The following is a 25,724-nucleotide window of genomic DNA, read 5'->3' as shown; positions in this document are numbered from 1 at the left end:
AGGGCGTGTGCCAGAGTGGACGCTTATGTCGTTGCGATCTGTGGTGCTCGTGGCCGGTTTCGTGCTGGCCGCGCTCAATCTGCGCCCGGCCATCGCGGGCGTCTCCCCCCTCCTCGACGAGATCATGGGCGACGTGGGCCTCTCGCCCGCGGGCGGCGGCGCGATCACCACCGTGATGGTGGTCTGCCTGGGCGTGTTCGGCTCGGTCGCGCCCCTGCTGGCGCGGCGGATCGGGCTCGACCGCACGCTGCTGGCCGGCCTGCTCGTGATCGCCTGCGGCGTGGCGCTGCGCGGCCTCGACGGCGCGCCGATGCTCTACCTCGGCTCGGCGCTGGCCGCCACCGCGATCGCCGTCATGAACGTCTCCATGCCCGGCGTCGTCAAGCAGCACTTCCCGTCCCGGATCAACGTGATGACCGGCGTCTACGTCTCCGCCGTGGTGGCCGGCGCGGCCATCGCCTCGGCCGTGGTGATCCCGGTCGAGCGGCTCACCGGGTTCAACTGGCGCGGGGTGACGGCGCTGCTGGCCGTGCCCGCCCTGCTGGCGGCGCTGCTCTGGCTGCCGCAGGCGCTCCGCGCGCAGCCTCCTCAGCCGAACGGCCCGCGCCCCTTCCGTACGGTGCTGCGCAGCCGCGTCACCTGGTACGTCACCGCGCTCATGGGCCTGCAGTCCCTCACCTTCTACGTCGTCCTGGCCTGGCTGCCGACGATCTTCATGGAGCGGGGCGTGCCCGCCGAGCAGGCCGGCTACCTGCTCAGCCTGACGAACCTGGTGCAGGTCGCCGCCTCGCTCGCGGTCCCGGTGCTGGCCGGGCGGCGGGCCTCGCAGGTGCCGTACGTGGTGGGCGCGGGCGTGCTGACCGTGCTCGGCTACCTCGGCGTACTGCTGGCCCCGACGACCCTCCCGTGGCTGTGGATGATCGTCCTCGGGCTCGGGCAGGGCGCGTCGTTCGCGCTCGCGCTGCTCATCATCGCGCTGCGCCCGGCGGACCCGGCCACGGTGACCGCGCTGTCGGCCGTGGCCCAGTCGGTCGGGTACGTGATCGCCGCCCTCGGCCCGCTGCTCTTCGGCTACCTGCGCGAGCTGTCCGGCGGCTGGGACGTGCCGCTGACGGTGGCGCTGGGGGTGCTGGCGGGGCAGATCGTGGTCGGCTGGTTCGCCGGCCGCCCTGCTACGTTAGGGCCTGGCCGACCGTGAGGAGGCCGGAAGGGGGTCCGGGGTGCTGACCGAAGTGCTCCAGCGCATGGCCGACGCGCGCGGCGGGGTGCTCGGGGTCGAGCCCGGTCTGGTCATCGAGCCGGACGAGACCTGGACGCCGGTCGCGGAGCTGCTGCGCGAGCCCCACACACGGCTGGACGAGCTGATCGACGAGACGGCCCGGCGCTGGAACGCGCCGCACCACGTCGGCGCCGCACTGTTCTGGAAGACGTTCGGCTACTGGCACACGCTGCCCATGGCGCTCGGCTGGGCGCTGGACGGGCGGGTGCCGGTCATGCGCCCGGAGGAGACGTGGTTCAAGGTCTCCGAGGCCGGCGTGACGATCGCGGCCACCCGCGTCACCTGGACCGACGGCACGGACGCCATCGGCGAGGCGCTGGCCCGGACCCAGCAGCCGCTGGTCACCGCCATCAGCCGACGGGCCAGGGTGGGCGAGCGCACGCTGTGGGGCTCGACGGCCGAGGCGTTCGCGGAGCCGCTGACCTCCGTCGTGCCAGGCGACTACATGGAGCTGCTCAGGCGGATCGGCCCGCCGGTGGACGGCCTGATCGAGCCGGTGGGCGACCGCTACTTCCGCAGGACCTGCTGCCTGTGGATCACGCTCCCTGACGTGGAGCCCTGCGGAAGCTGCTGCGTGCTGCGCCCGCGCTGACGTCAGGCCACCTCGACGGCCACCTGGATGTCGTCCAGGGGCCGCAGCTCGTCGGCGTAGCTCACGGACACCCGCCGCATCACGCCGGTGCCGTCGATCGAGTACTGCCCGAGCCGCCAGAGCGGCGGCGAGTAGGCGTGGATGGAGACGCTGCGCTCCACCGCCCCGGTCAGCCGGTGGATGTGGTCAGGCCCGAACGAGAACGACTGCCCCTCCGTGACCACCGTCTCCAGGTGCTCGCCGCCGATGCGCGGATTGCACTCGCGCAGCGCGCCCCGCACCACGTGCACCGCGCCCGAGGAGATGTCGTGGTCGTGCCAGCCGGTGTCGTCCTCGGGGCGCCAGCACAGCACCCAAACGTCCACGTACGCGTCGCGGTGCAGCGAGGCGTAGTGCCGCCCGCCGTCCTCGGGGAAGTCCACCAGCTCCTCCCACTCCTGCGGGCCGGCGGCCAGCCGGTCCACCAGGTCGCGCAGCTCGCGCCGGTCGAGCGTGCGCTCGGGGAGTGCGTGGCAGGTCCCCCCGTCCTGCTGGATCTGGTCGGTGCTCACGTACGTGTCTCCTCTCTGGACGGTGGAACGGTCGCCCCGGGACGGATGCCCAGCAGGCGGCGGGGATTGGTGACGCGGATGGCGTGGGCGGCGGCGGCGCCGAGGCCCGGGTCGGGCGCGGTGGCGTAGGGGGCGTCGGAGCCGTTGACGACGACGTCGACGCCGAGCTCCCTGACGATGGCGTCGATCGCGCGGGGGCCGTAGGAGGAGGTCTCGACGAAGGCGCCGGGATCGACCAGGCCCCGGCCGGTCCCGCCCCTGGCCAGCAGCCGCTCCGAGTGGAGCGGCGCGAGGCCGGCGAGCAGCGCGAAGCACACGCGCAGCCGGGGGTGCCGGGGCCGGACGACGGCCTGGAAGTGGTGCCACGCCTGGTGCATCTGCTGCACGTACGGCACCACCGCCGGCCACCACGGCGGCGCTCCCTCGGGGACGCGCGCCGGGCCGGGGTGCACGAACAGCGGCAGGTCGCGGTCGGTCAGCACTTCGAGCAGCCGGTCGTCGGGCTCGGCCGTCGCCGGGATCTGCAGTCCGGCGCAGCCGCGGTCGAGGTCGGCCGCCAGCCGGTCGGGATCGGGCTCGCTGTGGCAGGTGGCCGCCCAGACGCCGAACGGCTCACCGAGCGCGAGCGCCCCCTCGTGGTGGGCGTCGAGCAGCGGCCGGCACTCCTCCGGCGGCAGGAACTCGATGCCGAGCGGGCTCGACAGCGACACCAGCGCCAGGTCCAGGCCGGTGGTGTCGCGGCGCTCGTGGTCGGCCGGGTCCACCTCGTAGGGCGGCTCGCCGTCGAGGATCAGCGTCCAGCCGTCGAGGCGGGGCGGGGCGGTGCGCGCCCGCAGCGCCGCCACGAACGAACCCGTCCACAGGTGCTGATGGACGTCGATCCCACCGCTCACGATCATGCCTCCCCTCATTTCCTACTAGTATTACATACAAACCTGCTGTCCAGGGGCAGCAGGGGAGTGAAGCGATTCAGTGATACGGTTCAGTGAAACGCTTCACCTCAGCCCTGTCAACGGTCGGCCCGTCGCGCTCGATCCCGAGAAGCCGGATTCTGTCGGTGGCAGGCCATAGGCTGGTTCAATGCCTCGCAAGAGAGCGACGATCCGTGAAGTGGCCCAGGCCACCGGCCTGTCGCCGGCGGCCGTCTCCTACGCGCTGCGCGGCCTGCAGGTCTCCGAGGAGACCATGGAGCGCGTGCGCGCCGCGGCGGCCGAGCTGGGCTACGAAGCCGACCCCATCGCCAGAGCCCTGGCCAGCGGGCGCAGCGGGATGATCGGGCTGCTCTGCGGGTCGCTCGAAGACCTCTGGCAGCAGTCGCTGGCGGTCGGCATCAGCAGAGGGCTGCGGGAGAAGGACCGCTACGCCCTGATCCTCGACGCCGTCGGCGACCCCGCCCGCGAGCGCGCCCTCGCCCAGCAGCTCCGTGACCAGCGCGTCGACGGCATGATCGTGCAGCCGCTCGACCCGGCGGCCGGGTTCTGGAGTGAGCTGTGCGAGTCGCTGCCCGTGATCGCGATCGGCGACTCGCTGCCCGGCACCGCCGGCGAGGTCATCTTCGACAACCGGCGCGGCGTCACCCTCGCCCTTGAGCACCTGCGCGACCTCGGCCACCGGCGCATCTCCGTCCTCACCCCCACCCGGCCCAGCACCCCCGACCGGCCCGCCGACGTGCACGTCACCGCCGAGGCCGAGCGTCTGGGGCTCGACATCGCGGTCACCACCGCACCCCACGGGATGACCGCCGCCACCGCGGCCGCCCGCGACATCCTGCTCGACCGCAAGCCGAGCGCCGTCTTCTGCTTCGCCGACTCCATCGCCTACGGGGTCTACGCGGCGGCGCAGGAGCTCGGGCTGTCGATCCCCGACGACGTGTCCGTCATGGGCTACGACGACCACCCGATGTCGGGGCTGCTGACGCCGGGGCTGACGACGGTCGACTGGGACATCGACGGGATCGTCCGCGCCGCCGTGCGCCTCACGGCCGCCGCCGCCGACGGGGCGACCCGCCGCCGCCGCGTCATCCAGTCCCCGACCCTCCACCGGCGCGCCTCCACCGCTCCCCGCCCCTGAGCTCCCTGGTCACCCGCCCGAGATGAGGGCCTGGCGGGCGGCGGCCAGGTCGGCGGTCAGGTCCCGGTCGGGCGGGGGCGGATGGAGGGCGCGGGTGGCGGCCGTGCGCTCGCAGGCGAGGACGATCTCCAGCGGTTCGAGGCAGCGCAGCGCATACCTGGCGGCCTGGGTGGCGAAGCTCGCGTGGTCCTCGACGCCGAGCGAGATGACCGCGGTGCCGGTCGTGACCGGGCCGGCGAGGTGGCGCAGCTCGGCGAGGGCGTCCTGGGCGACGTACTCCAGGATCAGGGCACCGGACGCGCCCGGCCGGTCGGCGAGGAAGCGGTGGCGGCCGGTGTAGTCCGGGTCCATGAGGGTGGCCAGGCGGGCGGTGCTGAGCTGCGCGGTCTGGGCGACCGCGGCGCGCAGGCCGTCCAGGGCGAGGGCGATCGGGGCCGCGTGGAAGTTGCCGTTGTGCCAGGCGAGGGAGCCGGCGATGAGCGGGTTCTCGGCGGCGGCGTTCAGATCGGTCTCGACGGCGGCGCGGGCGCGGCCGAGCGCGTCCAGCGCGGCGCCGTGGACCTGGGCGAAGGCGCGGAAACCGTACGGGTCCTGGATGCGGGCGGCCTGCTCGCGGGCGAGGAGGCCGCGCAGGCGGGCGGCGACCGCGGCCTGCCCGGGATGCGGGCGGGCCTCCTGGACGACGGCGGCCAGCGGCTCGGCGGAGGCGCCGATGGCGGTGTACGACAGGGCGGCCACGTCGATGGCGCCGTCGAGCAGGACACGAAGCCGGTGGCAGGCGAGTGCGGCGTCGGCCAGGGTGGCGGCGCCCGAGCTGATGAACGGCAGCGCGTCCTCGGAGGCGAGCGCGAACCGCGGCTCGGGAGGCACGGCGGCGGGGGAAGTCGGGGCGTGGAGCCAGGGGAGCTCGCCGAGCAGGCACAGGGCCGTCGTGGCGAGGGCGGTGAGGTCGCCGGTGCCGATGGCACCGTACGTGCTGATCGGCGGGACGAAGCCGGCGTTGACCGCCGCCGCCAGCACGGGAAGGACGGCCGGGTCGAGCCCCGAGCCGCCCGCGAGCAGTTGGTTGAGCCGGACCGTGAGCATCGCCCGCGCACGGTCCGGCTCGATCGGGGGACCGGCGCCGATGGCGTGGCTGCGCAGCAGGCCGAGGCCGGGCTCCTGGACCGGGACGTCCTTGTTGGCGCCCGCCCCGGTGCTGCGCCCGTACACCGGGCCGGTCAGCTCCTGGGCGGTCACCCACGCGGCCCGCGCCCGGTCCAGCCCGGCGAGCTCGACCCGGGCGCCGCCGCGGGCGACGTCGTGGACCTGCGCGCACGTCAGCCCGGAGCCGTCGAGCAGGACCGCCATCGGCATCGGACGGTCAGTCGCCGTCGGGGAGGATCAGCCCGAGCAGCCAGCTCACGACGCTGACGATGATCGCGCCCCAGAACGCCGACGGGTAGAAGTCCGCCACATGGAAGGGGATGTCGAGCTGGCCGGAGATCCAGCTCGTCAGCAGCAGCATGCCCGCGTTGATCACGAGCAGGAACAGCCCGAGGGTGAGGAAGATGATGGCGCAGCCGAGCGCCTTCACGATGGGCTTGACGATGGCGTTGACGACGCCGAAGATCAGCGCCACGAGCAGCAGGACGCCCCAGTACTGCGCCGAGTTGGCGGGGGCGTTGACGTCGATTCCGGGGATGAACTGGACGGCCACCCAGAGGGCCACCGCCGCCGCGAGGGTTCGGATGATGAACTTCACGCTGGTTGATACTCCCACTTTGCGCTCGGCACCGCGATAGGGGTTGTGGGGGACTATGTGGCCGGTTGCCGTTCTTGGTAGTCGCCGGTCGGTTATCGCCGCCCCCGCAAGGGGAAGAGGCGGGCGGGGGAAGGAGCGAGATGAACGCGAACGGGCTCGAATCTCTGCCGGCACACGAGTTGCACGAGCGCGCGGTGCGGTACGCCGTGCGTCATGGCGATCTGGGGTTCCTGTGGGAACTGCTCAAGGTCATCCCGGCGGCGGAGGCCGCCTCCGGTCACGAGACGGACGCCGATCTGACGAAGGTGTCGGCGCTGCTGGCGGACGCCATCGCGGCCGGCGAGGGCGAGCTGGGCGAGGCGCTGCGCCCGGTCTATCTGAGCTATCTGCGCGAACACCCCGACGCCTAGCGCCGCTCACAGGACAGGACGAACGCTCGTCACCTCGCCTCCTTGTCCATCGGGAACGGCAGCTCGGGGCCGAGGGCGGGCCGCGCCTTCAGCCGCGAGGTGAACCGGATCCGTGACCGGGGCACGGCCAGGCGGGACAGCGCGCCCCCGACATACCGCTGGAACGGCCGGGGACCGGCCACCACCACGTCCCGCTCGGCGAGGTCGGGGATCTCGCGGGCCAGCCCCGACGCGCTGATCCGCTCCTTGGCCCGCGGGTCGTGCTCGGCGCCCTCGACGAGCACGAGCCGGTGCCGGGCCGCGAGGTCGCGCAGCTCGTCGGTGACCCGGTCCGTACGGTAGATCGCGATCGTGTCGGCATTGCCGTCACCGTCGCCGCCGAGGTCGCCGCCCGCGTCACCGTCGAGCCGGGCCCGCAGCGCGGCGGCGTCGAGGCCGGTGGCGATCAGCAGGGTGCCCCTGGCGGTGGTGGCGCGGGAGGGCAGGTGGCCGTGGAGCGCCGTCACCGCGGCCACGACGTACAGCAGGAGCGAGCCGACCTGGACGGGGCCGGCGGTGTCGGTGAACGCGCCGGTGAACGCGCCGGTCTGCTGGGCGACCAGCAGCGCGCCGGCGAGATAGCCGCTGAGCAGCAGCCGCTGCCTGGCCTGCGGACTGGTGAGCCGTTTCGCGGCCTCCGCGGTGAGGAAGCCGATCGCCACGAGCAGCGCGGCGGCCACGTACGCCGTGGGCCGCCAGAGGTGGCCGGGGCCCGGCTGGATCGCGCCGAGCTCGGCGACCGCGACACCGCACCAGAACAGGACGGGACCGTGATGATGAGCGTGCGCCTGGCTTGCCATGTCTCCACGTTGCTGAACGAACATTAAAGCTTTCTGAGTAGGGTCTGAAACATGGCTAACGTGTGGGTCGAACGGACCGAGGACGGCGGATTCCGGGCCACCAACGCCCGTGGGGCAGAGGTGCGGATCGGCGGCGGAGAGGACGAAGGGGCGTTCACGCCCGTGGAGTTGCTGCTTGCGGCGGTGGGCGGGTGCAACATCGTCACCGTCGAGCCGCTCACCGCCCAGCGCGGGCACCGGCTGGTGCGGCTGGCGATGACGGTGGAGGCGCAGAAGGTCGAGTCCAACCGGCTGGGCCCGGTGACGATCACCTATGACGTGGAGCTGCCGTCGGAGGCGGCCGACGAGGTGTTCCGGGCGGTGGCCGGGCGGGTGCACGAGAAGTACTGCACGGTGAGCACGTCGCTCCAGGACGGCACGGAGGTTCGGCTGGAGCTGCCCTAGTCGGGAGCTTCCTGAGTCGGATTAAACAGATATTCGACCCCGTTATGACGCGACCGTTGCATTCGTCTCGGTAGCGTTGTAGCAGGTCAGGAGCACAGCACTGGGTTTCTGGCCGAACGACCTTCACCGAAGCGGACGCGGAGGGGGACCGCGAGCCGCAAGTGCGGGACCGCCGGTGTTTTTGGGGGAAGACACCGGCCTGGACCGCCACCGATCGGGCCGGGCAGATTTGGGGGAACTGCCCGGCCCGATCCATGCCCGCACCCGGGCGCCGAGCGCGCCCGGGTGCGTATTCTCCCGTCATGTGAAGAAAGTTCTCATCGACTGCGACCCCGGCATCGACGACGCCCTCGCCCTCGCCCTCATCGCCGGCTCCCGCGACGCCCTCGACCTGGTGGGCGTCACGACGGTGGGCGGCAACGTGGACCTCTCCCTCACCACGGCGAACGCTCTCGCGCTGCGGGAGTTCCTGGACCTCGGGGACGTGCCGGTGACGCCGGGCAGCGCCGGCGCGCTGCTGCGGCACACCGTACGGGCCACCGTCCACGGGACGAGCGGCCTCGGGACCGTGGTGCTGCCCGCACCGGCACGCGGCCCCTCGCCGGGCCACGCGGTCGACTTCATCGTGGACACGCTGCGCGCCGCCCCCGGCGAGATCACGCTGGTGGGCACGGGCCCGCTGACGAACCTCGCCCTCGCCGTACGCAAGGAGCCCCGCGTCGTGGAGTGGGCCCGCGACCTCGTCATCATGGGCGGCTCCTACACGCGCGGCAACCACACCCCGGCCGCCGAGTTCAACATGCTCGCCGACCCCGAGGCGGCCGCGATCGCGTTCGAGGCCGGGTGGACCGTCACCATGGTGGGCCTGGACGTGACCCTGACGGCCGTGGTCAACACCGCCGTGCTCGACCGGATGCGCCCGCTCGGGCGGCTGGCGGAGCTGCTGGTGCCGGGGGCGCAGTCTTACAAGGAGGTCACGGACGACGGCGGGCCCGCCATCCACGACGCGTGCGCGGTCGCGTACGTGCTGGACCCGTCGCTGTTCACCTGCGTCCCCGCCGTCGTGAACGTCGAGACGGCCGGCGTCCACACCCGCGGCATGACCGTGACGGACTTCACCGTGCCAGGCGGCCGGGCGAACGCCCTGGTGGCGACCGCGCTGGACGTTCCGGGGTTCTGGGAGCTCATGTTCGGCGCGTACGGGAGGCTGTCCGCCCGCCTCGGTTGATGTGCGGGCAGCGCGCCACGGCTGATACAGTTACACGTGTTGCGCCGCTAGCTCAGTTGGTCAGAGCAGCTGACTCTTAATCAGCGGGTCCGGGGTTCGAGTCCCTGGCGGCGCACCCACCAGTCGAAGGCGTTCTCCCTCCGGGAGGGCGCCTTCGGTCGTTTCCGGCGGCAACCGGATCGTCCGCTGCTCGTAACCGGCTCACCCCCGAAAGAGCGACGTACGTCACCCTTGATGTCATAGCCTGCCGCAATGCTCGATCAACTCTCCGACGAACTTCACCGCGCCGCGGCCGACCGGAACCCCCTTCGTCTCCTCGACACCCTGCCCCGGCTGTACGCCGCCGCCCGATCCGCCGACGAGCCGGCGTTGTCGGCCGTCCTCGCGCGGCTCGGGGACCTCTTCGAGCGGGTCCCCGTACGCATCGGCGCCCGCCTCGGCGTGCTCTGCGGCGCGCTGGCCGAGCTGGGCGGCGATCCGGAGCCGGTGGCCGAGCCGCTGGTCGCCGAGCTGGCCGACTGCCTGGAGCTGGCCGGGACGTTCGCCGCCCACTGGCGTACGGCGACCGGTGAGGCGCCGCCCGAGCCGGTGGCCGACGACCACGCCTGGACCGAGGCCACGGCCGACCGGCTGGCCGCCGCGCCGATCACCCGCGAGGCCGCGGTGGAGCTGGCCGACGCCTGGTCGCTGGCGCATCTGCGGAGCCTGCCGGTGCTGTCGATCCTGCAGCTCTCGCCCCGGCTGCGGCACGCGCTGCCGGGCCGCGAGCGGCTGATCGCCGCACTCGGGACGGTGCTGGACGAGCGACCCGACCTGGAGTTCCTGGCCGGGCTGCTGCGGGTCCTCGACGACGAGCGGCTGGTCGTGCTGCACCGGCCCACCGGGCGCGGCTACGAGGTCGTGATCGGCGGGATCGGCGACAACGCCCAGCTCCACACGCTGCTCGCCGACGTGCTGAGCGGCCCGGACGCCGAGGGCCTGCTGGAGGGGGTGCGGCCGGACCCGGCGTGGGTGCGCGCCGCGACCGACGGGCCGGCCGACCCGGCCGCGCCGCCGGTGCGGGGCCCGTTCGCCCTGTTGGACGGCCGTGGCGGGCGGATTTGGAACGAGGGCCGCCCGGCCGACATCCCCCGCGTGGCCGGGGTCCGCGTGCTCGTCCTGGAGCGGTCCGCGTACGAGCGGTCGTGGCCCGCCGGCCGGATCTACCCGATGATGCGGCCGGACGTGCGCCTGCTGCGGATCCTGCCCGCAGGCGAGGCCGCCTCCTGGCTGGCCAGGGTCGCCCGGGAGGCGCGCGTACCGGCGTGAGTGATCGTGCCCCCGCGTGTTGACCTAGGCTGTGGACATGGCCGAGATCGCCGTCCCCGAAGGGTCATGGACGTTCAACGGTGACCTCCTGCGCGTGGTGCCCGGCAGCGGCAAGGAGGTGCACGAGCTCCGCCGCACACTGGGCGCGGTCGCCGTGCCGCGCGAGGCGATCGCGGGGGTGACGTTCGAGCCCGCCCGCAAGGGCGGTCACCTGCGGTTGCGGCTGCGCAAGGGGGCCGATCCGCTCTCCGACGCGGTGGCGGGGACGCTCGGGCCGCCCGCGGACCCCTACCGGCTGGCGGTTCCCAAGGCGCGCGCCGGCGCGGCCGAATACTTCGCCGACGAGGTGCGCGACACGCTGGAGATCTACCAGCAGCCCACCGGCCCCTGCGAGGACTACCTGCTGCCCGGCCCCGACGTCCCCATCTCGGCGACGGCGGGCGACGGCACGGTGATCTTCGACGGCGAGCGGGTGCGGCTGGAGTGGACCGGCTTCGCCGCGTCGGAGAAGGAGAAGGCGGGGCCGCAGGAATACCCGCTGTCGGCGGTGACGGGCGTGGAGTGGAAGCCGCAGTCCGGCATGGGCTACGGCACGCTGCGCTTCCGCATCAAGGGCGAGGGCCCGGCGCAGTCGCCGCAGAAGGACCTGCGCTGCGTGTCGTGGGGCATCCAGCGCTTCGGCGGGGCGACCGCCCTGGTCGCCGCGGCGGTGCTGGCCCGCCTGCCGCGCGAGCTGCCGCAGGAGCCGTCCGAGGCCCCGGCGCTGCCGCCCGCCCCGCCGGCCGGCGGCGACGCGCACGACGCCGTGCTGCGCCGCCTCGCCGAGCTGGGCGAGCTGCACCGCGCGGGCGTGCTGACCGACGAGGAGTTCGCCTCCGCCAAACAGGCCGTGATCCGCCGCCTGCACGAAATCTGACCTACCTGGTTGACCACGGGACGACGGGCTCGTAAAGGGCGACGTTCCGTCAATCACGGCGGGGAAATTGAGCACTTTCTGCTTCTGCGTTACCCGGGTTTCCCCTTCATCGTAGGGACGTCACGCGAATCTGATCGAGTCCTCACGTTTCCCGGCAGGAGAAGCAGATTCCCATGGTCCGACGTTGCCTCGCCACGCTCTTTTTCGCCGCGATCTCCCTGACCACCGTGTTCGGGCTGCCCGCCCACGCGGTGACGCTGGAGCAGAAGCTCGCCGCGCTCTCCGGGTTCAGCCAGCCCACGACGCCGAGCGCCCTCGCGTGGCGCTCGGCATGGGAGAACCAGGCGGCCTGGGCCGACTACGCCTTCGACTGGTCCACCGACCTGTGCTCAAGCAGCCCCGACCAGCCGCTCGGCTTCGACTTCCGCATGCCCTGCCGCCGGCACGACTTCGGCTACCGCAACTACAAGTCCGTGAGTCAGTTCCCGGCGAACAAGTCGCGCATCGACGACGCCTTCTACTACGACCTGCGGCAGGTGTGCGCCGGGTACTCCGGGATCTCCAAGGCGACCTGCGACGGGCTCGCCTGGACGTACTACCAGGCGGTCCGGGAGTTCGGCAGCCTCGTCGTGACCGACGAGCAGATCGCGGAGGTGGAGCGGACGGCCGCCCTCTCGGCCGCCTCCGACTCCTGACTCAGCCCATGGAGGAGGCGTTGAAGAAGGCCACCTCGTGCTCGTCGCCGGGCGCGAGGAAGGCCAGCAGCGCCAGCGCCTCCTTCTCGACCTCGTCCCGCTCCTTGATCGGCTGCCAGGCGTGCACGTTGAGCGTGGCGACGCCCCCGGCGCGGCGGTAGGTCCAGTCGCCCGCGGTGAAGCCGTCCACCAGGATCATCCGGGGCGCGACGTTCGTCCCCGCGAAGCGGGTCAGCACGGCCCCGCCGAGGTCGCTGATGACCCGCGAGCGGTCGGCGTGCGACAGGAACAGGTTGTCGAAGTCGTACATCAGCCGCACCGGCGCGGGGACGTCCTCGGGCGGGCGGGGGGCGTCCGGCAGGTCGTACAGGACGCGGCCGGACCCGTCGCCGAAGCGCCTGAGGTCCAGCGTCTCCACGACCTCCGACAGCCGGGTCAGCCCCGACCAGGTCTGCACGTCCATGACCGAGGCGGGCCCGAACGCCGCCAGGTAGCGGGTGACCAGCTCGCCCGCCGCCATCACCGGGGTGCGGAAGCGGAGCCACGACTCGGCGCTGGTGTGGGCGACCGGCCCGCTGCGGCCCCACACGCCCCGGGGCGGCACCTGCACCAGTGGCACCAGCGAGCGCACGCTCTGGCCGAGCGCGTGCGGGTCGGCCTCCGGCCAGCGCCCGGCGAGCTCGCGCCCCATCTCGGCGAAGGTCATCGGCCGCGACGCCAGCAGCTCGCGCCCGGCCTCGGCCAGCTCCTCCAGATCGACCCCCGACAGCCGCTTGCCGAACGCGCTGCGCGTCATGCGCGTCGTGACCGGCTGCAGCAGCGGCCGCATGGCCAGGCAGTCGCGGGCGCTGACCAGATGGATCGTGGAACGTTGCAACGCGATGCGGACCAGCTCGCGCTTCAGCAGCAGCTCCCCGGCCGCCGCCGGGTCGAAGTCGGCGATCCGGTTCCACAGGCCGGTGTACCACGTGTGGGGGGTCTGCGCCTGCAGCCCGGCGAGGTGCTCGACGACGTCGACCACGCCGCGCTCGGTGCGGCTCAGCAGGAGCTGGCGGTCGAGCGTGGCCCGGTTGAGGGCCCTGCGGCTGATGAGGGGATCCATGAGGACAAAGGTAGGGGCAATCGCGGTCGATCACAGGCCGCAATGACTCCTTTGCTTTATGTGAATTCCGCGGGCCCACGGCCCCGGCGTCCGGCGGCGGAGGCGGTGACGGCCGTGATGACGGGAGGAGCGTGGCGGCCCTACGCTGCTCCTCATGCAGAATCGGGTGATCGACGGCCGTTTCGAGCTGCTGGAGCGGCTCGGCGGCGGGGGCATGGGCCTGGTGTGGCGCGCCCGCGACGTGGCCCTGCACCGCGAGGTCGCGCTCAAGGAGGTCCGCCCGCCCGACCCCGCCTACGACGACGCCCGCGACCCCGCCGCCGCGGCCGACCTGCGCGCCCGCGTCCTGCGCGAGGCCCGCGCGCTGGCCCGGCTCAACCACCCGCACGTCGTCACCATCCACCACATCGTCGATCCCGGCGAGCACGCCTATCCGTGGCTGGTGATGGAGCTGGTCACCGGCGGCTCGCTGCAGGACCGCCTCCAGCGCGGCCCGATGACGCCCGCCGAGGCGGCCAGGCTCGGGCGGGAGGTGCTGTCCGCGCTGCGGGCCGCGCACGCCGTCGGCATCCAGCACCGCGACGTCAAGCCCGCCAACGTGCTGCTGCGCGAGGACGGCGGGTCGGTGCTCACCGACTTCGGCATCGCGGCCGTACGCGAGTCCACGAGCCTGACGGCCACCGGGTCGTTCATCGGCTCGCCCGAGTACATGGCGCCCGAGCGCATCAACGGCCACGAGGGGGATCCGGCCTCCGACCTGTGGTCGCTCGGCATGCTCCTGTACGTCGCCGTCGAGGGACGGCACCCGATGCGCCGGGCCACCCCGCTGGCGACGCTGGCCGCCGTGCTCAACCAGCCGGTGCCGCCGGCGGAGCGGGCCGGGCCGCTGACCCCGGTGCTCCAGGCCCTGCTCCAGCGCGACCCGCGCGCCCGCCCGCACCCGGAGCTCCTGGACCGCATGCTGGCCACGGCCGCGGGAGCGCCGGGCCCGCCCCCGGTCGCCACCGGCCCCGTGCAGGGCGGCTTACCGTACGGGTACGCCCCCACGCCGCCCCCGTACGACGCGAGGCCCGTGCCGGAGAAGGACACCGTGCGCTCCCGGCGTTCCGGCCGCGGCGTCCGCAACGCGATCGGCGCGGCCACGGTGGCGGCCGTGGCGGTGGTGGGCGTCCTGGCCTGGCGCTTCCTCCCCCTGGACGACGCCACCGGCGACGGCGGGCCCACCACGGACGGCCGCCCGACCACGCAGGCCCTGCAGACCCGCACCCCGCAGACCAGCGAGGAAACCGGGGACACCGAGGAGGCCAACCCCGAGCAGACCTCGACCGGCGAGGCCGAGCCCGTGCAGGAGAACCTGCTCACCCCCGACGGCATGCGGGCCATGATCGCCAAGCTGAAGCCGGCCATCGGCGGCAGCAAGGTCGCCGACCTGACGGTCTACCCGACGTACGCCGCCATCGAGGCCCCGAACAAGGAGGACCCGGAGGTCTCCGAGCGCTACGACTACCGCAACGGCAACGTCACCCTGTCGCCCGGCTTCGGCAGAGAGATCGACGGCCCCATCGTGGACCTCGGCAAATACGACTGGAACGCCCTCCCCGCCCTGCTCAGGAAGGCCGACAAGGACCTCGGCGTGGCCAAGATCACGTCCCGCTACCTGATCGTGGGCCCCGACTCCTTCTCCACCGACCACCGCCCGATCCTGCGCGTCTACGTCAGCGACGACCACCAGCGCGGCGGCTACCTGGTCGCCGACGTCAAAGGCAAGGTGCTGAGGCTCTACCCGCACGACTGACCCCGGCGCGGGTCAGCACACGTCCCGGTAGCCGCTCTCCGGGATCAGCCGCGACCACTCCGCCCGGCTCAGCGGCCCGCCCGCCCGGTCGCACACCTCCCGCGCGGCCAGCGACGGATCCACGGGGCTCTCGCGTACGGTGCCGTCCAGCGCCACGCCGCGCAGCCGCTTGCCGTCGGGGCTGAAGGCGAGCCCCGACGTCCACGAGGCGACCTGCCCGACCTCGCGCAGCGTGCGCACGTCCCAGAGCGTCGTACGGGCCGCCTCGACGGCGAGCAGATCGCCCTTGGGGGAGAAGCGCAGCGCGCCGACGGCCGAGGTGCCCGTCCCGATCGTGCCGATGCGCTCGCGCTCGCGGGTGTCCCAGAGCAGCACCCGGCCGCCGTCCAGGCCGAACGCCAGCGTGCGGCCGTCAGGGGAGTAGGCGAGCGCGGTCGGCACCGGCGCGTCGGACGTGGCCCCGCCGGGCGTGCCGGTCCGCAGGTCCAGCAGGGTCACCCGGCCGGTACGCAGGTCGAGCAGGGTGGATCCAGCGGCCAGGGTCGCGCCGTCCGGGCTGAAGGCGAGTGCCGGCTCGCCCGCGCCCTCGTACACCCTGACGCGGCGGCCCGTCCGGACGTCCCACGTCTCCAGGGTCCGGCCGCGCGTGGTGGCCAGCAGGTCGCCCTTGGGGGAGAGTGCCACGGCCAGGACGTCGCCGCCCGCGTCCACGGAGCTGACCAGCTCGCCGTCCGGCACCCGCCAGACGGTCACCGGGTCGTCGGCGACGGCCAGCAGCCTGCCGCTCACGTCGAACGCCAGGTCGCCGTCGGCCTCGATCCTGCCCACTTTCGTACGGTCCTCGGTGTCGGTGACCTCGATCCCGTCGCCGACCGCCTTGGCGGCCACCTTGCCGTTGCCGGAGAACGCCGCCGCCTCGCGCGCCCCCGACGGGACCGGCAGGCCGGACACGTCCAGCGAGACCACCGAACCGGTGCCGCTCAGGTAGCGCAGGCAGTGGCCGTCGGCGGAGAAGGTGAGGCCGGGCTGGGGGTCGCGGAGGGGGTAGGAGCCGGACAGGCGGCGCTCGGCGACGTTCCAGACCCGCACCTCGCCGGCGCCGGGGAGGGCGAGCAGGCGGCCGTCGGGGCTGAAGACGGGCGCGCCGGACGGAGCGGCCGTGTCCACCCGGCCCGACGGGCTCCCCGCGCGCCCGCCCCCGGCCTCGGGGTCCCGCGCGTCCCTGGCGTCCGGAGCCGGCGGCTCGGTGGGATGCGCGTCCCTGGACAGCCGGCCGGTGGGGGCGGAGGTCGAGGGCAGCGGACCGGTGGCGTCGGGGGCGGGGGTCGGGGGCAGTGCGCTGGTGGCGTCGGGGGCAGGGGTCGGGGGCAGTGCGCTGGTGACCTTGGGCGCGGGGTCCGGGGTCAGTGGGCCGGTGACGGACGCCAGGGTGTCCACGAGGGTGACGCCGGCCCGTCCCGCGACCGCCAGCAGCCGCCCGTCCGGGCTGAACGCCATCGGCGGCGCCGCCGGCCCCGAGGTCCGGGGCGGCCGGACCGTGACGGTGGCCGTACGGGTGCGTCCGGCCAGCTCCCACAGCTCCACCCGCCCGTCGGGGAGCGAGAGCGCCGCCCGCGTCCCGTCCGGGGACAGCGCCACCTCGCGGCCGGTGACCTCCAGCAGCACCCGCCCGCCCCGGTACACGCGGGTGCGGTCGCCCCGGCTGATCACGTACGCGGCGGTGTCGCCCGGCGTCCGGCCGGTGGCGACCTCGAACGGCCGCCCGTCCACGCCCTCGGCGAAGCGCCCGTCGTCGCTCAGCGCCGGGTTGCCCGGCGGCAGCGCGTGGAGGGCTGTCTGCCGCCCGGCGACGACGTCCCACACGGTCACGCCGTCGGCGTCCCACTTGAGAAGCTCGTCCCCGCGCAGCAGGTAGCGGGCCCGCGAGTCGGGCGCGGGATCGGTGAAGACGCCCAGCTCCGGCTGGACGAGCGAGGCCTGCAACGCGGCCCGCGCCTCGAACACCGGCGACAGCCGCCAGGCGGCCACGCTCAGCCGCATCGCGGTGCGCGGATCCGACGACCGGAGTGCCTCCGCCCGCGCCGCGACCGCCCGCGCGTTCGCCTCCACGAGCTGTCCGCGCAGCTCGTGCTGCCCCAGTACGGACACCACCGCCATTGACACCGCGACGGCCAGCACCCCGGCGACCGCGCCGAGCCCCGGCACCAGCAGCCTCCTGCGCTGCTTGGACAGGGCGACGCTGCCCGCGAGGAAGTCCCGTTCGAGCTGGCTCAGCCGCAGGTGGCGGCGTTTGACGGCGGCCCAGCCGAGCGCGGTGTCGAGCGCTTCGCCCCGCAGCAGGTGGCCGCGCCCGCGCCGGTGCGCCGACCAGCGCCCGGCGGACTCGCGGATGCTCCGCAGCACGGGCAGGCTCTCGCGCTCGTCGGCCACCCAGCCGCGCAGCCGGGGCCAGGCCCGGTAGAGCGCGGCGCTGGCCGGGGCCACCCGCCCGTCGCCGACCGCGACCAGCTTCCCGACGGGGGTCTCCGCGGGCGGCACGCGCACGCTGCGGCGCACCACCAGCCCGGCGGCGAGGAGCGGGCCCAGCACGTCCCCCTCGTCGTGCGGGCTGTCGCCGTCGAGCAGCCGCAGCAGCAGGCTGGGCACCTGCTCCTGCTGGGCGGGGGTGAGCGACTGGTAAGCCTCCTCCGCGCGTTCCCCGAGCGAACGCGGCCCGGAGTGCCCCTCGGGCGGGCGCAGCGCCACGGAGCCGCCGATCCGCAGCCGGGACGCCTCGGGCCGCTCGGCCGGGTCCTTGGCCAGCGCGCCGCCGACCAGCTCGCGCAGCCCGGCGGGCAGGACGCTCAGGTCGGGGTCGACGGTCAGCAGCCGGTGCATCACCCCGCCCAGGCTCTGCCCGGCGAACGGGTCGTGCCCGGTGGCCGCGAAGAGCACCACCGCCCCCCACGCGAACACGTCTGCCGCGGCCCCCGCCTCCCCGCAGGTCAGCGTCTCGGGCGCGAGGTAGGTGAAGGTGCCGTCCACGGCTCCGGCGGCGGGCAGCCCCAGCTCGATGACCTTGGGGCCGTCGGCCGCCAGCAGCACGCTCTCCGGGTTGAGCCCGCGGTGCGTCAGGCCCGCCGCGTGCAGCGCCTCCAGCGCCGTGCCGAGGGCGTCGGCCAGCGCGAGCAGCTCCTCGCCCGCGTACGGGCCGTGCAGCTCGACCGCGCGCCGCAGGTCGGGGCCGTCGACGTATTCGGCGACCACGTAGGGGACCTCGCCGTCCACGCCGACCGCGACCACCTCGGCCAGCCGGGGGCACGAGACGCGCTCGTAGCGCCGGCCGGGGGCCTCGCCGCGCGGCACGGTGACGACGTGGCGGCGGCCGTCGTCGTCGTAGGCGTCGTAGACGACCCCGCGCCCGCCCGCGCCGAGCCGGCCCGCCAGCCAGAAGCCGCCAAGCTGTTCCGGGTCGCCGGGCACCAAGCGCATAGTCACTAGCGTTTAGATGCGTGGCGCGCGTGGATGGTTGACGAGAGGGACGCCACAGGCCCCCCGCGCGCCTCGGGGGGCCCATGTGTCATGATCATTATGCCAGGCCGCGCGAGCGCAACTCCCTCAGCACCTCGTCGCGCACCTGCTCCGGCCGCAGGACGCCCACGTCGCAGCGCACGTCGGCGATCTCCTTGAAGTAGGGCTCGCGCCGGGCTCGCATCACCTTGGGGTCGAAGCCGGGGCGGTGGTCGCCCGACTTCATGCGTTCGGCGAGGACGGCGTCGTCGGCGTCCACCCACACCACGAACACCTCGCGCAGCGCCGTGCGCACCTCGGGGTCCTCGACGGTGCTGGCGGCGGCCGCGATCACCTTGGGCTCGCCGGCCAGCTCGATCAGGACGTGCTGGGCCTCGTAACGGTGGAGGACGTCGGCGCCGTCGCGGGCGACGATCTCCTTGGCGGTGCCGCCATAGCGGGATCGGAGGAAGGGGTCGCTGTCGCTCAGGGGGAGGTGGAGGGCGTCCGCGATGAGTCGGCCGGCGGTGGTCTTACCCGATCCCATCAGCCCGATCACCACGACTGGTTTGTTTTTCGACATGTGGATAGAAGTTCCTCGTGTCAAGGAGGTAAATCAGATGACCATCGCCGGAAGCATCATCCTCATCATGCTCGGGGCGATCCTCACCTGGGCCGTCGAGTTCGACCTCGCCGGTCTCGACATCAACGTGGTGGGGGTCATCCTCATGCTCGGCGGTCTGGTCGGTCTCCTGTTCGGCATCTACCGGATCACCGTAACCCGCAGGGCGGTCGGTCCGATCGACGAACCGGTGCACCGTCACGACATCGTCGCGGAGCCGGAGACCCGCCGCACCACCGTGTACGAGGAACGCCGCCGCTACGACGAGCCGCCCCTGTAGGAGGTGAAAGGGAATGCCGGGAGTCGAAGAGCTGCCGTCGACCATCAAGCGTTCACCGAAGAAGGCGCAGCGCACCTGGATCAAGGCGCACGACAGCGCCGTGGAGGAGTACGGAGAGGGCCGGCGCGCTCATATGACCGCGTTCGCCGCGTTGAAGCACTCCTTCGAGAAGGTCGGCGACCACTGGGAGCCGAAGTCCGAGAAGGGTCCGTCCGACAAGGGCGCGACGGACCGGTCCGGCCGCACGGCCGAAGGCGTCGACGCCAACGCCAGCAAGGAGCACCTGCAAGACGTGGCGAAGCGGCTGGACGTGCCCGGCCGGTCCAAGATGAACAAGAAGGAGCTGGTCGAGGCCATCAAGAAGGCCAACAGGAAGGCCACCGCGAAATCGCGGTGACCCTCCGCCCACCGGGCCTGATCACAACAATCGCTTGACCGCCGCGACAATGGCGCGGCGGTCAATGCGTGCGTCGGCCAGTTGTTCCTCCGGCGTCGCCGAGGCGGGCAGCCCGGACACCCCGAGCTGGACCACCCGGGGGCCGAGCTCGCTGACGGCCTCCAGCACGGCGTCGCCGAGCCCGCCCTCCAGCCGGTGGTCCTCGACCGTGATCAGGTTGCCGGTGGTGGTGGCCGCCTCGGCCAGCGCCGCCGCGTCGACCGGCTTGATCGAGTAGAGGTCGATCACCCCGACCGGGACGTCGGCCGCGGCCAGCTCGTCGGCCGCCGCCAGCGCCTCGTGGACGGTCACCCCGGCCGCGACGATCGTGACCCGGTCCTCCGCCGAACGGCGCAGCACCCGCGAGCCGCCCACGGGGAAGCGCTCGCCCGGCTCGTAGATCACCGGCGTGGCGCCGCGCGTGGTGCGCAGGTAGGACACGCCCTCCAGGTCGGCCATCTCGGCGACCAGCGCCGCCGCCTGGTTGGCGTCGCAGGGGTAGAGCACGGTGCTGCCGTGCACGGGCCGCATCATGGCGAGGTCCTCCAGCCCCATCTGGGACGGCCCGTCCTCGCCGATGGCCACGCCCGCGTGCGAGCCGACCAGCCGGATCGAGGCCCCGCTCACCCCGGCCATCCTGACGAAGTCGTAGGCCCGGGTCAGGAACGCGGCGAACGTGGCCGCGTACGGCTTCCACCCGCGCACCTGCAGCCCGACCGCGGCGGCGACGAGCTGCTGCTCGGCGATGTACATCTGGAAGAAGCGCTCGGGGAACGCCTCGGCGAACAGCTCGGTCTTGGTCGAGTCGCCCACCTCGCCGTCCAGGGCCACCACGTCGCCCCTGGCCGCGCCGAGCGCCGCCAGCGCCTCCCCGTACGCCGTCCGCGTGGCCACCGAGTCGCCGGTCTTGTACGCCGGCAGCTCCAGCGCCCCGTCGTCGAAGCGGAACGGGGCCGGTGCCTCGTCCGGCCGGTGCACCTCGACCCGCAGGTCCCGGACGCCGCCCAGCTCCTCGACGGCCTTGTCCGGGTCCTTCAGCGCCTTGCCGTGCGCGCCCTCGCGGTTCTCGACCTCCAGCACGCCCTCGCCCTTGCGGGTCTTCGCCAGGATGACGGTGGGCCGCCTGCGGGTGTTGCAGGCGTCGGACAGCGCGAAGTCGATCTGTCCGGGATCGTGCCCGTCGATCTCGATGGTGTGCCAGCCGAACGCGCCGAACCTGCGGGCGTAGGCGCCGGTGTCCCAGCCGTGCCGGGTGGGGCCGCGCTGGCCGAGCCGGTTGACGTCCACGATGACGGTGAGGTTGGCCAGGCCCTCGTCGCCGGCGTGCTCGGCGGCCTCCCATATCGATCCCTCGGCCAGCTCACTGTCGCCGCACAGCACCCACACCCGGTACGGGAGCCGTTCCAGCCGCGCGGCCAGCGCCACCCCCACGCCGACGGGAAGCCCTTGGCCCAGGGAGCCCGTGGCGACGTCCACCCAGGGCAGGCGGGGGGTGGGGTGCCCCTCCAACCGGCTGCCACGCTTGCGGAACGTCAGCAGCTCCTCGTCGTCGACGGCGCCGGCCGCCTTGTAAAGGGAGTAGAGGAGGGGGGAGGCGTGCCCCTTGGAGAAGATCAGGTGGTCGTTCGCCGGGTTGCCGGGGTCGGCGAAGTCGTAGCGGAGGTGGCAGGCGAACAGCACCGCCATGAGGTCGGCGGCGGACATCGACGAGGTCGGGTGGCCGGAGCCTGCGGCCGCGGCGGCGCGGACGGAGTCCACACGTAGTTGTGCGGCCAGCTCGGCCAGATAGTGAAGATCGCGCTCGGGCATCTTGACCTCCTCGGAGACGGGTTCCGCCCCGTCTACCCGCGTCGGCCGGGTTAACGCCGTTCGCGCGCGGGCGTCAGGGCCACTTGGAGTCGCCGGAGGGCTCGACCGGGCCGTTCAGCACGCCGAGCCGTTCCAGCAGGGTGATGAACGTGGTCGCGTACGGCGAGTCCTCGGTCACGGCGGCCACCCGCGGCCAGTCCACCTGCTCGCGCAGCGCGCGCACCTGGGCCAGCAGCGCCCCGTAGTCGCAGGCGTGCTCCGACAGCGGCAGCAGCCACGAGATCACCAGGTCGGTGGCCTCCAGCACGGGCACGATCACGGCCGACGCCTTCAGCGGCTCGGCCCGGTCGAGCAGCTCCTCGGTGATGTCGAGATCGGACACGCGGAAGATCAGGTCCACCAGCCGGCCCTCGTCGTAGGCCTTGACCAGCCAGTCCTCCGGGGGCTTGGCCGTCTGAAAACCTAGCTGGCGCAGCGCGTCCAGGGCGGCCGGCACGTCGTGCTCGGTGAGGACGAAATCGACGTCATGGAGGGAAGGGGCGGCGCCTCGGGCGTAAGCGGCGCAACCTCCGGCCAGCGCGAACTTGACCCCGGCGTCCTTGAGCCCGGAGCTGGCGCGCTTCAAGGTGTCGAGGATGGCGTCGGTGACCTCGTGACCGTGGCTGCTCATAGGTTCGGGCTACCCAGCGGATGGTCAAGTAGACGTTGGATGCGGCCCTTGCAGGGTAGTCACAGGCGCTATGACGGAAATCCTGGAGAAGACAGAAAGGGCCTATGAGGGCGGGCAGAATCGTCCACTCCGCGGTTACCTCGGCATCCTCGCCGCGTACGGTGGCACGGTGGCCGTCGCCGCCACGGTGGCGAGTCTGGCGAACCGGCGTGTCCCCGACCGGATCGGCGTCCTGGACCTCGCGCTCATGGCGGCGTGCACGCACAAGGTGTCCCGGCGCATCGCCAAGGACCCCGTCACCAGTCCCATCCGCGCCCCCTTCACCCGCTACGAGGGCCAGGGCGGGCCCGCCGAAGTGCAGGAGAGCCCTCGCAGCGCGCTCGGCGAGCTGCTGGCGTGCCCGTTCTGCCTGGCGCAGTGGGTGGCGACCGGGTACGCCGCCGGGCTGGTCATCGCGCCGAAGGCGACCCGCCTCATCGGGGCGACGATGACGGCGGTGGCGGTGTCGGACTGGCTCCAGCTCGCCTACGCCAAGCTCATGAAGGCGGCCGAGTAGCCCCCGTGGTGCCGCCGACCGGTTTCCGCCCCCGCTGAGCCCCGGCGCGGGCCCCGATGCGGACGGGGGCCCGCGCCGGTCCGGCCGCTCCCCGTCCGCTCAGCGCTGCTCGTCCGGTGGCCTGCCCGCCTTGAGCCCCAGCTCGGCCAGCTCGCGCCGCAGCGCGTCCAGCTTGCCCAGCACCTCGTGACGGGCCGGCTCCAGATGCTCCTCGGCCTGCCGCGTCAGCTCGCCGACCTGCCGGCCGAGCCCCGTGAGCCCGTGGCTGACCTCGTTCCTGAGCTCCAGGAGCTCGGCTCTCGTCCCGGCCATCCGGCTCCAGAGTCCGTCCTCGCCGCCCGGCGGCTCCGTCGCTGCGTCCACGCGCTCCCGCCTTCGCGCTCGCATGAGGGGACCCCGGACCCGTCCAGGGCCGGGGTCCCGCCGTCCTGTGAGCACATGGTGGCAAAATCGCGCCGTCCCTGGCGATCGGCGGACCGATCACGAGGTGTGCTTTTATCCCTCTGGGGAGGAAAAATCTGGACCTGTGGCCCGCTTACCTGCGGCGCAGCAGAGCCATCGCGCCCGCCGCCGCCGCGCCTCCGGCCAGCCCCAGCAGGACCGGGCGGCGGTGCTGCGACAGCCAGAGCTGCGGGCTGCGCCCGGTCGAGCGCCGGTCGAACGTGCCGTGCGCGCCGTAGTCGGTGTCGTCGTCGGCCGGCTCCCACAGGTTCGACACGCCGCTCGGCGGCTTCTCGTCGGTCTGCTGCGACTGGATGCCGGTCCGCGCGAGGTAGCGGTCCACCAGCGCGGGCGCCACCCGCTGCGCCATGAGTGTCGCGGCGGTCATGCCGCCCACCCAGTACTCCTTGCGCTCCGGATGCTCGGCGGCGAACACGACCGCCCTGGCCGCGACCTCCGGCTGGTAGATCGGCGGCACCGGCTGGGGGTGCTTGCGCAGCTTGCTCAGCACCCACTCGAACTGAGGGGTGTTGACCGCGGGGAGCTGCACCACGGTGATCTTGACGTTGCTGCCGTCGGCCAGCAGCTCGGTGCGGACCGACTCGGTGAAGCCCTGGATCGCGTGCTTGGCCCCGCAGTACGCCGACTGCAACGGGATGGAGCGCTGCGCCAGCGCCGAGCCCACCTGCACGATCGCGCCCTGGTTGCGCGGGCCCATGAGATCCAGCGCCACCTTCGTGCCCCACACGTATCCGAGGTAGGTGACCTGTGTGGTCCGCTCGTACTCCTCCGGCGAGATGTCGATGAAGCGGGCGAAGACGCTGGAGAAGGCCGTGTTGATCCAGACCGAGATGGGGCCCATCTCCGTCTCGATGCGCTCGGCCGCCGAGCGCACCTGCTCGTAGTCGGCCATGTCGGTCTCGTAGACCTGGCCGACGCCGCCCGCCGCGCCCACGTCGACCGCGGCCGCGCCCAGCCCGGTCGTCCCACGCGCCAGCAGCGCCACCTTCGCGCCCTGTTTGCCCAGCTCACGCACGACAGCGCGGCCCACGCCGCCGCTCGCGCCCGTCACCACGACGACCCGCCCGCGTAGTGATGCCATGGAACCGATCAGCCCGCCTCTCCGTCTCGGCCCTGCTTCTGACGTCGTACGGCGAGGACCATGTCGACGACCGTGACCACGGCGAGCGCGATGGCGATGCCGGTGATGACCGGCGCCTGCGCGATGAGTCCCAGCACCGTGAAGGCGAACAGGAACACCAGGATGAACGAACCAACCCGCAGGTGCACCACATCGCGCGGGGTCGCCGGCACCATGGCGTGGCCCCGCGAGGACCGTTCCTCGTGCCATTCTCCCTTATCAGCCATGTCCGCTCCTCTGCCCGAGTCGTTTGCCCATTAACGTCCTGGGTAGCCCGCCCGTCGTGCCCGAGCTGCGTCCTAGCGATCACAGTGAGCCGGGGATCGTCCGGCGCCGTCGCGGACGCGGGTTCAGCTACGCCGACCCCGACGGCAGCCCGGTGCGCGACCCCGAGACGCTGGCCCGGATCAAGGCCCTCGCCATCCCCCCGGCCTGGACGGACGTGTGGATCTGCACCGACCCCCGCGGCCATCTGCAGGCCGTCGGCACCGACGCGGCCGGGCGGCTCCAGTACCGCTACCACGACCTGTGGCGCGAGCAGCAGGACCGGGCCAAGTTCGACCACGTGCTGGAGGTGGCCGAGCGGCTGCCGGAGTTCAGGAAGACGGTGGACGAGCAGCTCCAGGGGCGCGGCCTGACCCGGCAGCGGGTCCTCGCCGCCGCGGCCCGGCTGCTGGACATCGGCTTCTTCCGCATCGGCGGCGAGAGCTACGACAGCTACGGCCTGGCCACCCTGCGGATGGAGCACCTGACCTTCTCGAAGGGGTACGTCGTCTTCTCCTACCAGGCCAAGGGCGACATCCCGCGCGAGGTCGAGGTGGCCGACCCCGGGGCGTGCGCGGTGCTGCGCTCGCTGAAACGGGCCGGCGGCAAGGAGGGCGAGCTGCTGCGCTACCGGCGCGACGGCGACTGGGCCGACGTACGCAGTGAGGACATCAACGACTACCTCAAGGAGATCATCGGCTACGAGGTCTCGGCCAAGGACTTCCGCACCTGGCACGCGACGGTGCTGGCGGCCGTCGGGCTGGCGGTGTCCCGTCCGGCCGTGCGGCTCGGGCCGACGAAGAAGAAGCGGGCGGTCACCCGCGTCATGCGGGAGGTCGCCGAGTACCTGGGCAACACCCCGACCGTGGCCAGGGCGTCGTACGTGGACCCGCGCGTCATCGAGGCGTACGACCAGGACAGGACCATCGGCGCGGCCCTGACCGAGCTCGGCTCGGCCGTCGACTTCGGGCAGCTCGCCACGGCGGGACCGGTGGAAAAGGCGGTCATTGACCTTATCCGTACCGTTTGAGGCGTTAATGCAC

General features: G+C 73.1%; 27 protein-coding genes and 1 tRNA gene. 15 read left to right on the top strand and 13 right to left on the bottom strand.

What is annotated here, in order from left to right; all coding sequences use genetic code 11:
• Positions 1–25: 25 nt before the first annotated feature.
• Both BMW85_RS06910 and BMW85_RS06905 read left to right on the top strand, forming a co-directional pair.
• Positions 26–1,198 (top strand): CynX/NimT family MFS transporter, encoded by a 1,173-nt coding sequence (locus BMW85_RS06910; RefSeq protein WP_177240525.1) that lies wholly within the window; start codon positions 26–28, stop codon positions 1,196–1,198.
• A gap of 22 nt (positions 1,199–1,220) precedes the next feature.
• A complete protein-coding gene (locus BMW85_RS06905) occupies positions 1,221–1,871 on the top strand; it encodes a hypothetical protein (RefSeq protein ID WP_091078289.1) in 651 nt (216 codons plus the stop codon).
• 2 nt (positions 1,872–1,873) lie between these two features.
• On the opposite strand, the gene BMW85_RS06900 is transcribed toward BMW85_RS06905, so the two are convergent.
• Both BMW85_RS06900 and BMW85_RS06895 read right to left on the bottom strand, forming a co-directional pair.
• On the bottom strand, positions 1,874–2,422 hold the full coding sequence (locus BMW85_RS06900) for a cysteine dioxygenase (protein WP_091078286.1): 549 nt from the start codon (positions 2,420–2,422) through the stop codon (positions 1,874–1,876).
• A complete protein-coding gene (locus BMW85_RS06895; RefSeq protein ID WP_091078284.1) occupies positions 2,419–3,321 on the bottom strand; it encodes an amidohydrolase family protein in 903 nt (300 codons plus the stop codon). The genes BMW85_RS06900 and BMW85_RS06895 overlap by 4 nt, the downstream gene beginning before the upstream one ends.
• Before the next feature lie 181 nt (positions 3,322–3,502).
• On the opposite strand from BMW85_RS06895, the gene BMW85_RS06890 reads away from it, so the two are divergent.
• Complete coding sequence (locus tag BMW85_RS06890) at positions 3,503–4,492, top strand: LacI family DNA-binding transcriptional regulator (RefSeq protein WP_177240524.1); 990 nt, start codon at positions 3,503–3,505, stop codon at positions 4,490–4,492.
• A 9-nt stretch (positions 4,493–4,501) separates the two neighbouring features.
• On the opposite strand, the gene BMW85_RS06885 is transcribed toward BMW85_RS06890, so the two are convergent.
• On the bottom strand, positions 4,502–5,848 hold the full coding sequence (locus BMW85_RS06885) for an aromatic amino acid lyase (protein WP_091078279.1): 1,347 nt from the start codon (positions 5,846–5,848) through the stop codon (positions 4,502–4,504).
• A 7-nt stretch (positions 5,849–5,855) separates the two neighbouring features.
• Positions 5,856–6,236, bottom strand: coding sequence for a phage holin family protein (locus tag BMW85_RS06880; RefSeq protein WP_091078276.1), 381 nt, complete (start codon positions 6,234–6,236; stop codon positions 5,856–5,858).
• A 140-nt stretch (positions 6,237–6,376) separates the two neighbouring features.
• Between BMW85_RS06880 and BMW85_RS06875 the strand changes: the two genes are divergently transcribed.
• The gene (locus BMW85_RS06875) at positions 6,377–6,646 is read left to right on the top strand and encodes a hypothetical protein (RefSeq protein ID WP_091078274.1); all 270 of its coding nucleotides are present in this window, start codon (positions 6,377–6,379) and stop codon (positions 6,644–6,646) included.
• A gap of 29 nt (positions 6,647–6,675) precedes the next feature.
• On the opposite strand, the gene BMW85_RS06870 is transcribed toward BMW85_RS06875, so the two are convergent.
• Entirely contained in the window at positions 6,676–7,485 is an 810-nt protein-coding gene (locus BMW85_RS06870) for a ferredoxin reductase domain-containing protein (protein WP_091078272.1), read from the bottom strand.
• Between the two features lie 51 nt (positions 7,486–7,536).
• On the opposite strand from BMW85_RS06870, the gene BMW85_RS06865 reads away from it, so the two are divergent.
• The 6 genes from BMW85_RS06865 to BMW85_RS06840 all read left to right on the top strand — a co-directional run bounded on the left by BMW85_RS06865 (position 7,537) and on the right by BMW85_RS06840 (position 12,076).
• Entirely contained in the window at positions 7,537–7,929 is a 393-nt protein-coding gene (locus BMW85_RS06865; RefSeq protein ID WP_091078270.1) for an OsmC family protein, read from the top strand.
• Between the two features lie 304 nt (positions 7,930–8,233).
• The gene (locus BMW85_RS06860; protein WP_091078267.1) at positions 8,234–9,157 is read left to right on the top strand and encodes a nucleoside hydrolase; all 924 of its coding nucleotides are present in this window, start codon (positions 8,234–8,236) and stop codon (positions 9,155–9,157) included.
• 41 nt (positions 9,158–9,198) lie between these two features.
• Positions 9,199–9,272 (top strand) — tRNA-Lys (locus BMW85_RS06855).
• Between the two features lie 137 nt (positions 9,273–9,409).
• Complete coding sequence (locus BMW85_RS06850) at positions 9,410–10,465, top strand: hypothetical protein (RefSeq protein WP_091078265.1); 1,056 nt, start codon at positions 9,410–9,412, stop codon at positions 10,463–10,465.
• Between the two features lie 37 nt (positions 10,466–10,502).
• A complete protein-coding gene (locus BMW85_RS06845) occupies positions 10,503–11,381 on the top strand; it encodes a DUF4429 domain-containing protein (RefSeq protein ID WP_091078944.1) in 879 nt (292 codons plus the stop codon).
• Between the two features lie 173 nt (positions 11,382–11,554).
• The gene (locus BMW85_RS06840; protein ID WP_091078262.1) at positions 11,555–12,076 is read left to right on the top strand and encodes a phospholipase; all 522 of its coding nucleotides are present in this window, start codon (positions 11,555–11,557) and stop codon (positions 12,074–12,076) included.
• Position 12,077: 1 nt separating this feature from the next.
• On the opposite strand, the gene BMW85_RS06835 is transcribed toward BMW85_RS06840, so the two are convergent.
• Positions 12,078–13,178, bottom strand: a complete 1,101-nt coding sequence (locus BMW85_RS06835) for a winged helix DNA-binding domain-containing protein (RefSeq protein ID WP_091078260.1) — start codon at positions 13,176–13,178, stop codon at positions 12,078–12,080.
• A 154-nt stretch (positions 13,179–13,332) separates the two neighbouring features.
• On the opposite strand from BMW85_RS06835, the gene BMW85_RS06830 reads away from it, so the two are divergent.
• Complete coding sequence (locus BMW85_RS06830) at positions 13,333–14,973, top strand: serine/threonine-protein kinase (RefSeq protein WP_091078257.1); 1,641 nt, start codon at positions 13,333–13,335, stop codon at positions 14,971–14,973.
• A gap of 12 nt (positions 14,974–14,985) precedes the next feature.
• On the opposite strand, the gene BMW85_RS06825 is transcribed toward BMW85_RS06830, so the two are convergent.
• Positions 14,986–18,444 (bottom strand): serine/threonine-protein kinase, encoded by a 3,459-nt coding sequence (locus BMW85_RS06825; RefSeq protein ID WP_091078254.1) that lies wholly within the window; start codon positions 18,442–18,444, stop codon positions 14,986–14,988.
• Between the two features lie 97 nt (positions 18,445–18,541).
• Positions 18,542–19,045 (bottom strand): shikimate kinase, encoded by a 504-nt coding sequence (locus BMW85_RS06820; RefSeq protein ID WP_245774660.1) that lies wholly within the window; start codon positions 19,043–19,045, stop codon positions 18,542–18,544.
• A 37-nt stretch (positions 19,046–19,082) separates the two neighbouring features.
• Here BMW85_RS06820 and BMW85_RS06815 point away from each other — a divergent pair, with 37 nt between their 5' ends.
• Positions 19,083–19,364 (top strand): hypothetical protein, encoded by a 282-nt coding sequence (locus BMW85_RS06815; RefSeq protein ID WP_020543898.1) that lies wholly within the window; start codon positions 19,083–19,085, stop codon positions 19,362–19,364.
• Between the two features lie 13 nt (positions 19,365–19,377).
• On the top strand, positions 19,378–19,761 hold the full coding sequence (locus tag BMW85_RS06810; protein ID WP_091078249.1) for a ChaB family protein: 384 nt from the start codon (positions 19,378–19,380) through the stop codon (positions 19,759–19,761).
• 21 nt (positions 19,762–19,782) lie between these two features.
• On the opposite strand, the gene BMW85_RS06805 is transcribed toward BMW85_RS06810, so the two are convergent.
• Together BMW85_RS06805 and BMW85_RS06800 are read right to left on the bottom strand one after the other, a co-directional pair.
• The gene (locus BMW85_RS06805; RefSeq protein ID WP_091078247.1) at positions 19,783–21,609 is read right to left on the bottom strand and encodes a transketolase; all 1,827 of its coding nucleotides are present in this window, start codon (positions 21,607–21,609) and stop codon (positions 19,783–19,785) included.
• Positions 21,610–21,682: 73 nt separating this feature from the next.
• Complete coding sequence (locus tag BMW85_RS06800) at positions 21,683–22,279, bottom strand: nucleotidyltransferase (protein WP_091078245.1); 597 nt, start codon at positions 22,277–22,279, stop codon at positions 21,683–21,685.
• A 70-nt stretch (positions 22,280–22,349) separates the two neighbouring features.
• On the opposite strand from BMW85_RS06800, the gene BMW85_RS06795 reads away from it, so the two are divergent.
• Complete coding sequence (locus BMW85_RS06795; protein WP_091078242.1) at positions 22,350–22,835, top strand: DUF1360 domain-containing protein; 486 nt, start codon at positions 22,350–22,352, stop codon at positions 22,833–22,835.
• A 99-nt stretch (positions 22,836–22,934) separates the two neighbouring features.
• Here BMW85_RS06795 and BMW85_RS06790 read toward each other — a convergent pair whose 3' ends face one another.
• The 3 genes from BMW85_RS06790 to BMW85_RS06780 form a co-directional block, all read right to left on the bottom strand.
• Positions 22,935–23,198 (bottom strand): hypothetical protein, encoded by a 264-nt coding sequence (locus BMW85_RS06790; protein WP_091078241.1) that lies wholly within the window; start codon positions 23,196–23,198, stop codon positions 22,935–22,937.
• Positions 23,199–23,370: 172 nt separating this feature from the next.
• On the bottom strand, positions 23,371–24,378 hold the full coding sequence (locus BMW85_RS06785; protein ID WP_091078238.1) for an SDR family oxidoreductase: 1,008 nt from the start codon (positions 24,376–24,378) through the stop codon (positions 23,371–23,373).
• Positions 24,379–24,386: 8 nt separating this feature from the next.
• The gene (locus BMW85_RS06780) at positions 24,387–24,644 is read right to left on the bottom strand and encodes a hypothetical protein (protein WP_143082120.1); all 258 of its coding nucleotides are present in this window, start codon (positions 24,642–24,644) and stop codon (positions 24,387–24,389) included.
• Positions 24,645–24,700: 56 nt separating this feature from the next.
• On the opposite strand from BMW85_RS06780, the gene BMW85_RS06775 reads away from it, so the two are divergent.
• Positions 24,701–25,711 (top strand): DNA topoisomerase IB, encoded by a 1,011-nt coding sequence (locus BMW85_RS06775; RefSeq protein ID WP_245774659.1) that lies wholly within the window; start codon positions 24,701–24,703, stop codon positions 25,709–25,711.
• Positions 25,712–25,724 lie beyond the last annotated feature (13 nt).

It is taken from the genome of Nonomuraea wenchangensis, from assembly GCF_900111685.1.
Classification (GTDB): Bacteria; Actinomycetota; Actinomycetes; order Streptosporangiales; family Streptosporangiaceae; genus Nonomuraea; species Nonomuraea wenchangensis.
Note: the sequence above shows the minus strand (reverse complement) of the source record. Positions and strands in the feature narration are given on the sequence as shown.

Excerpts from the sequence above, each read along its gene's own strand:
- BMW85_RS06910 (WP_177240525.1), top strand. The coding sequence starts at position 26 with ATGTCGTTGCGATCTGTGGTGCTCGTGGCCGGTTTCGTGCTGGCCGCG.
- BMW85_RS06895 (WP_091078284.1), bottom strand. The coding sequence starts at position 3,321 with ATGATCGTGAGCGGTGGGATCGACGTCCATCAGCACCTGTGGACGGGT.
- BMW85_RS06890 (WP_177240524.1), top strand. The coding sequence starts at position 3,503 with ATGCCTCGCAAGAGAGCGACGATCCGTGAAGTGGCCCAGGCCACCGGC.
- BMW85_RS06885 (WP_091078279.1), bottom strand. The coding sequence starts at position 5,848 with ATGCCGATGGCGGTCCTGCTCGACGGCTCCGGGCTGACGTGCGCGCAG.
- BMW85_RS06875 (WP_091078274.1), top strand. The coding sequence starts at position 6,377 with ATGAACGCGAACGGGCTCGAATCTCTGCCGGCACACGAGTTGCACGAG.
- BMW85_RS06870 (WP_091078272.1), bottom strand. The coding sequence starts at position 7,485 with ATGGCAAGCCAGGCGCACGCTCATCATCACGGTCCCGTCCTGTTCTGG.
- BMW85_RS06865 (WP_091078270.1), top strand. The coding sequence starts at position 7,537 with ATGGCTAACGTGTGGGTCGAACGGACCGAGGACGGCGGATTCCGGGCC.
- BMW85_RS06850 (WP_091078265.1), top strand. The coding sequence starts at position 9,410 with ATGCTCGATCAACTCTCCGACGAACTTCACCGCGCCGCGGCCGACCGG.
- BMW85_RS06845 (WP_091078944.1), top strand. The coding sequence starts at position 10,503 with ATGGCCGAGATCGCCGTCCCCGAAGGGTCATGGACGTTCAACGGTGAC.
- BMW85_RS06840 (WP_091078262.1), top strand. The coding sequence starts at position 11,555 with ATGGTCCGACGTTGCCTCGCCACGCTCTTTTTCGCCGCGATCTCCCTG.
- BMW85_RS06835 (WP_091078260.1), bottom strand. The coding sequence starts at position 13,178 with ATGGATCCCCTCATCAGCCGCAGGGCCCTCAACCGGGCCACGCTCGAC.
- BMW85_RS06830 (WP_091078257.1), top strand. The coding sequence starts at position 13,333 with ATGCAGAATCGGGTGATCGACGGCCGTTTCGAGCTGCTGGAGCGGCTC.
- BMW85_RS06825 (WP_091078254.1), bottom strand. The coding sequence starts at position 18,444 with ATGCGCTTGGTGCCCGGCGACCCGGAACAGCTTGGCGGCTTCTGGCTG.
- BMW85_RS06820 (WP_245774660.1), bottom strand. The coding sequence starts at position 19,045 with ATGTCGAAAAACAAACCAGTCGTGGTGATCGGGCTGATGGGATCGGGT.
- BMW85_RS06815 (WP_020543898.1), top strand. The coding sequence starts at position 19,083 with ATGACCATCGCCGGAAGCATCATCCTCATCATGCTCGGGGCGATCCTC.
- BMW85_RS06810 (WP_091078249.1), top strand. The coding sequence starts at position 19,378 with ATGCCGGGAGTCGAAGAGCTGCCGTCGACCATCAAGCGTTCACCGAAG.
- BMW85_RS06805 (WP_091078247.1), bottom strand. The coding sequence starts at position 21,609 with ATGCCCGAGCGCGATCTTCACTATCTGGCCGAGCTGGCCGCACAACTA.
- BMW85_RS06800 (WP_091078245.1), bottom strand. The coding sequence starts at position 22,279 with ATGAGCAGCCACGGTCACGAGGTCACCGACGCCATCCTCGACACCTTG.
- BMW85_RS06795 (WP_091078242.1), top strand. The coding sequence starts at position 22,350 with ATGACGGAAATCCTGGAGAAGACAGAAAGGGCCTATGAGGGCGGGCAG.
- BMW85_RS06785 (WP_091078238.1), bottom strand. The coding sequence starts at position 24,378 with ATGGCATCACTACGCGGGCGGGTCGTCGTGGTGACGGGCGCGAGCGGC.
- BMW85_RS06780 (WP_143082120.1), bottom strand. The coding sequence starts at position 24,644 with ATGGCTGATAAGGGAGAATGGCACGAGGAACGGTCCTCGCGGGGCCAC.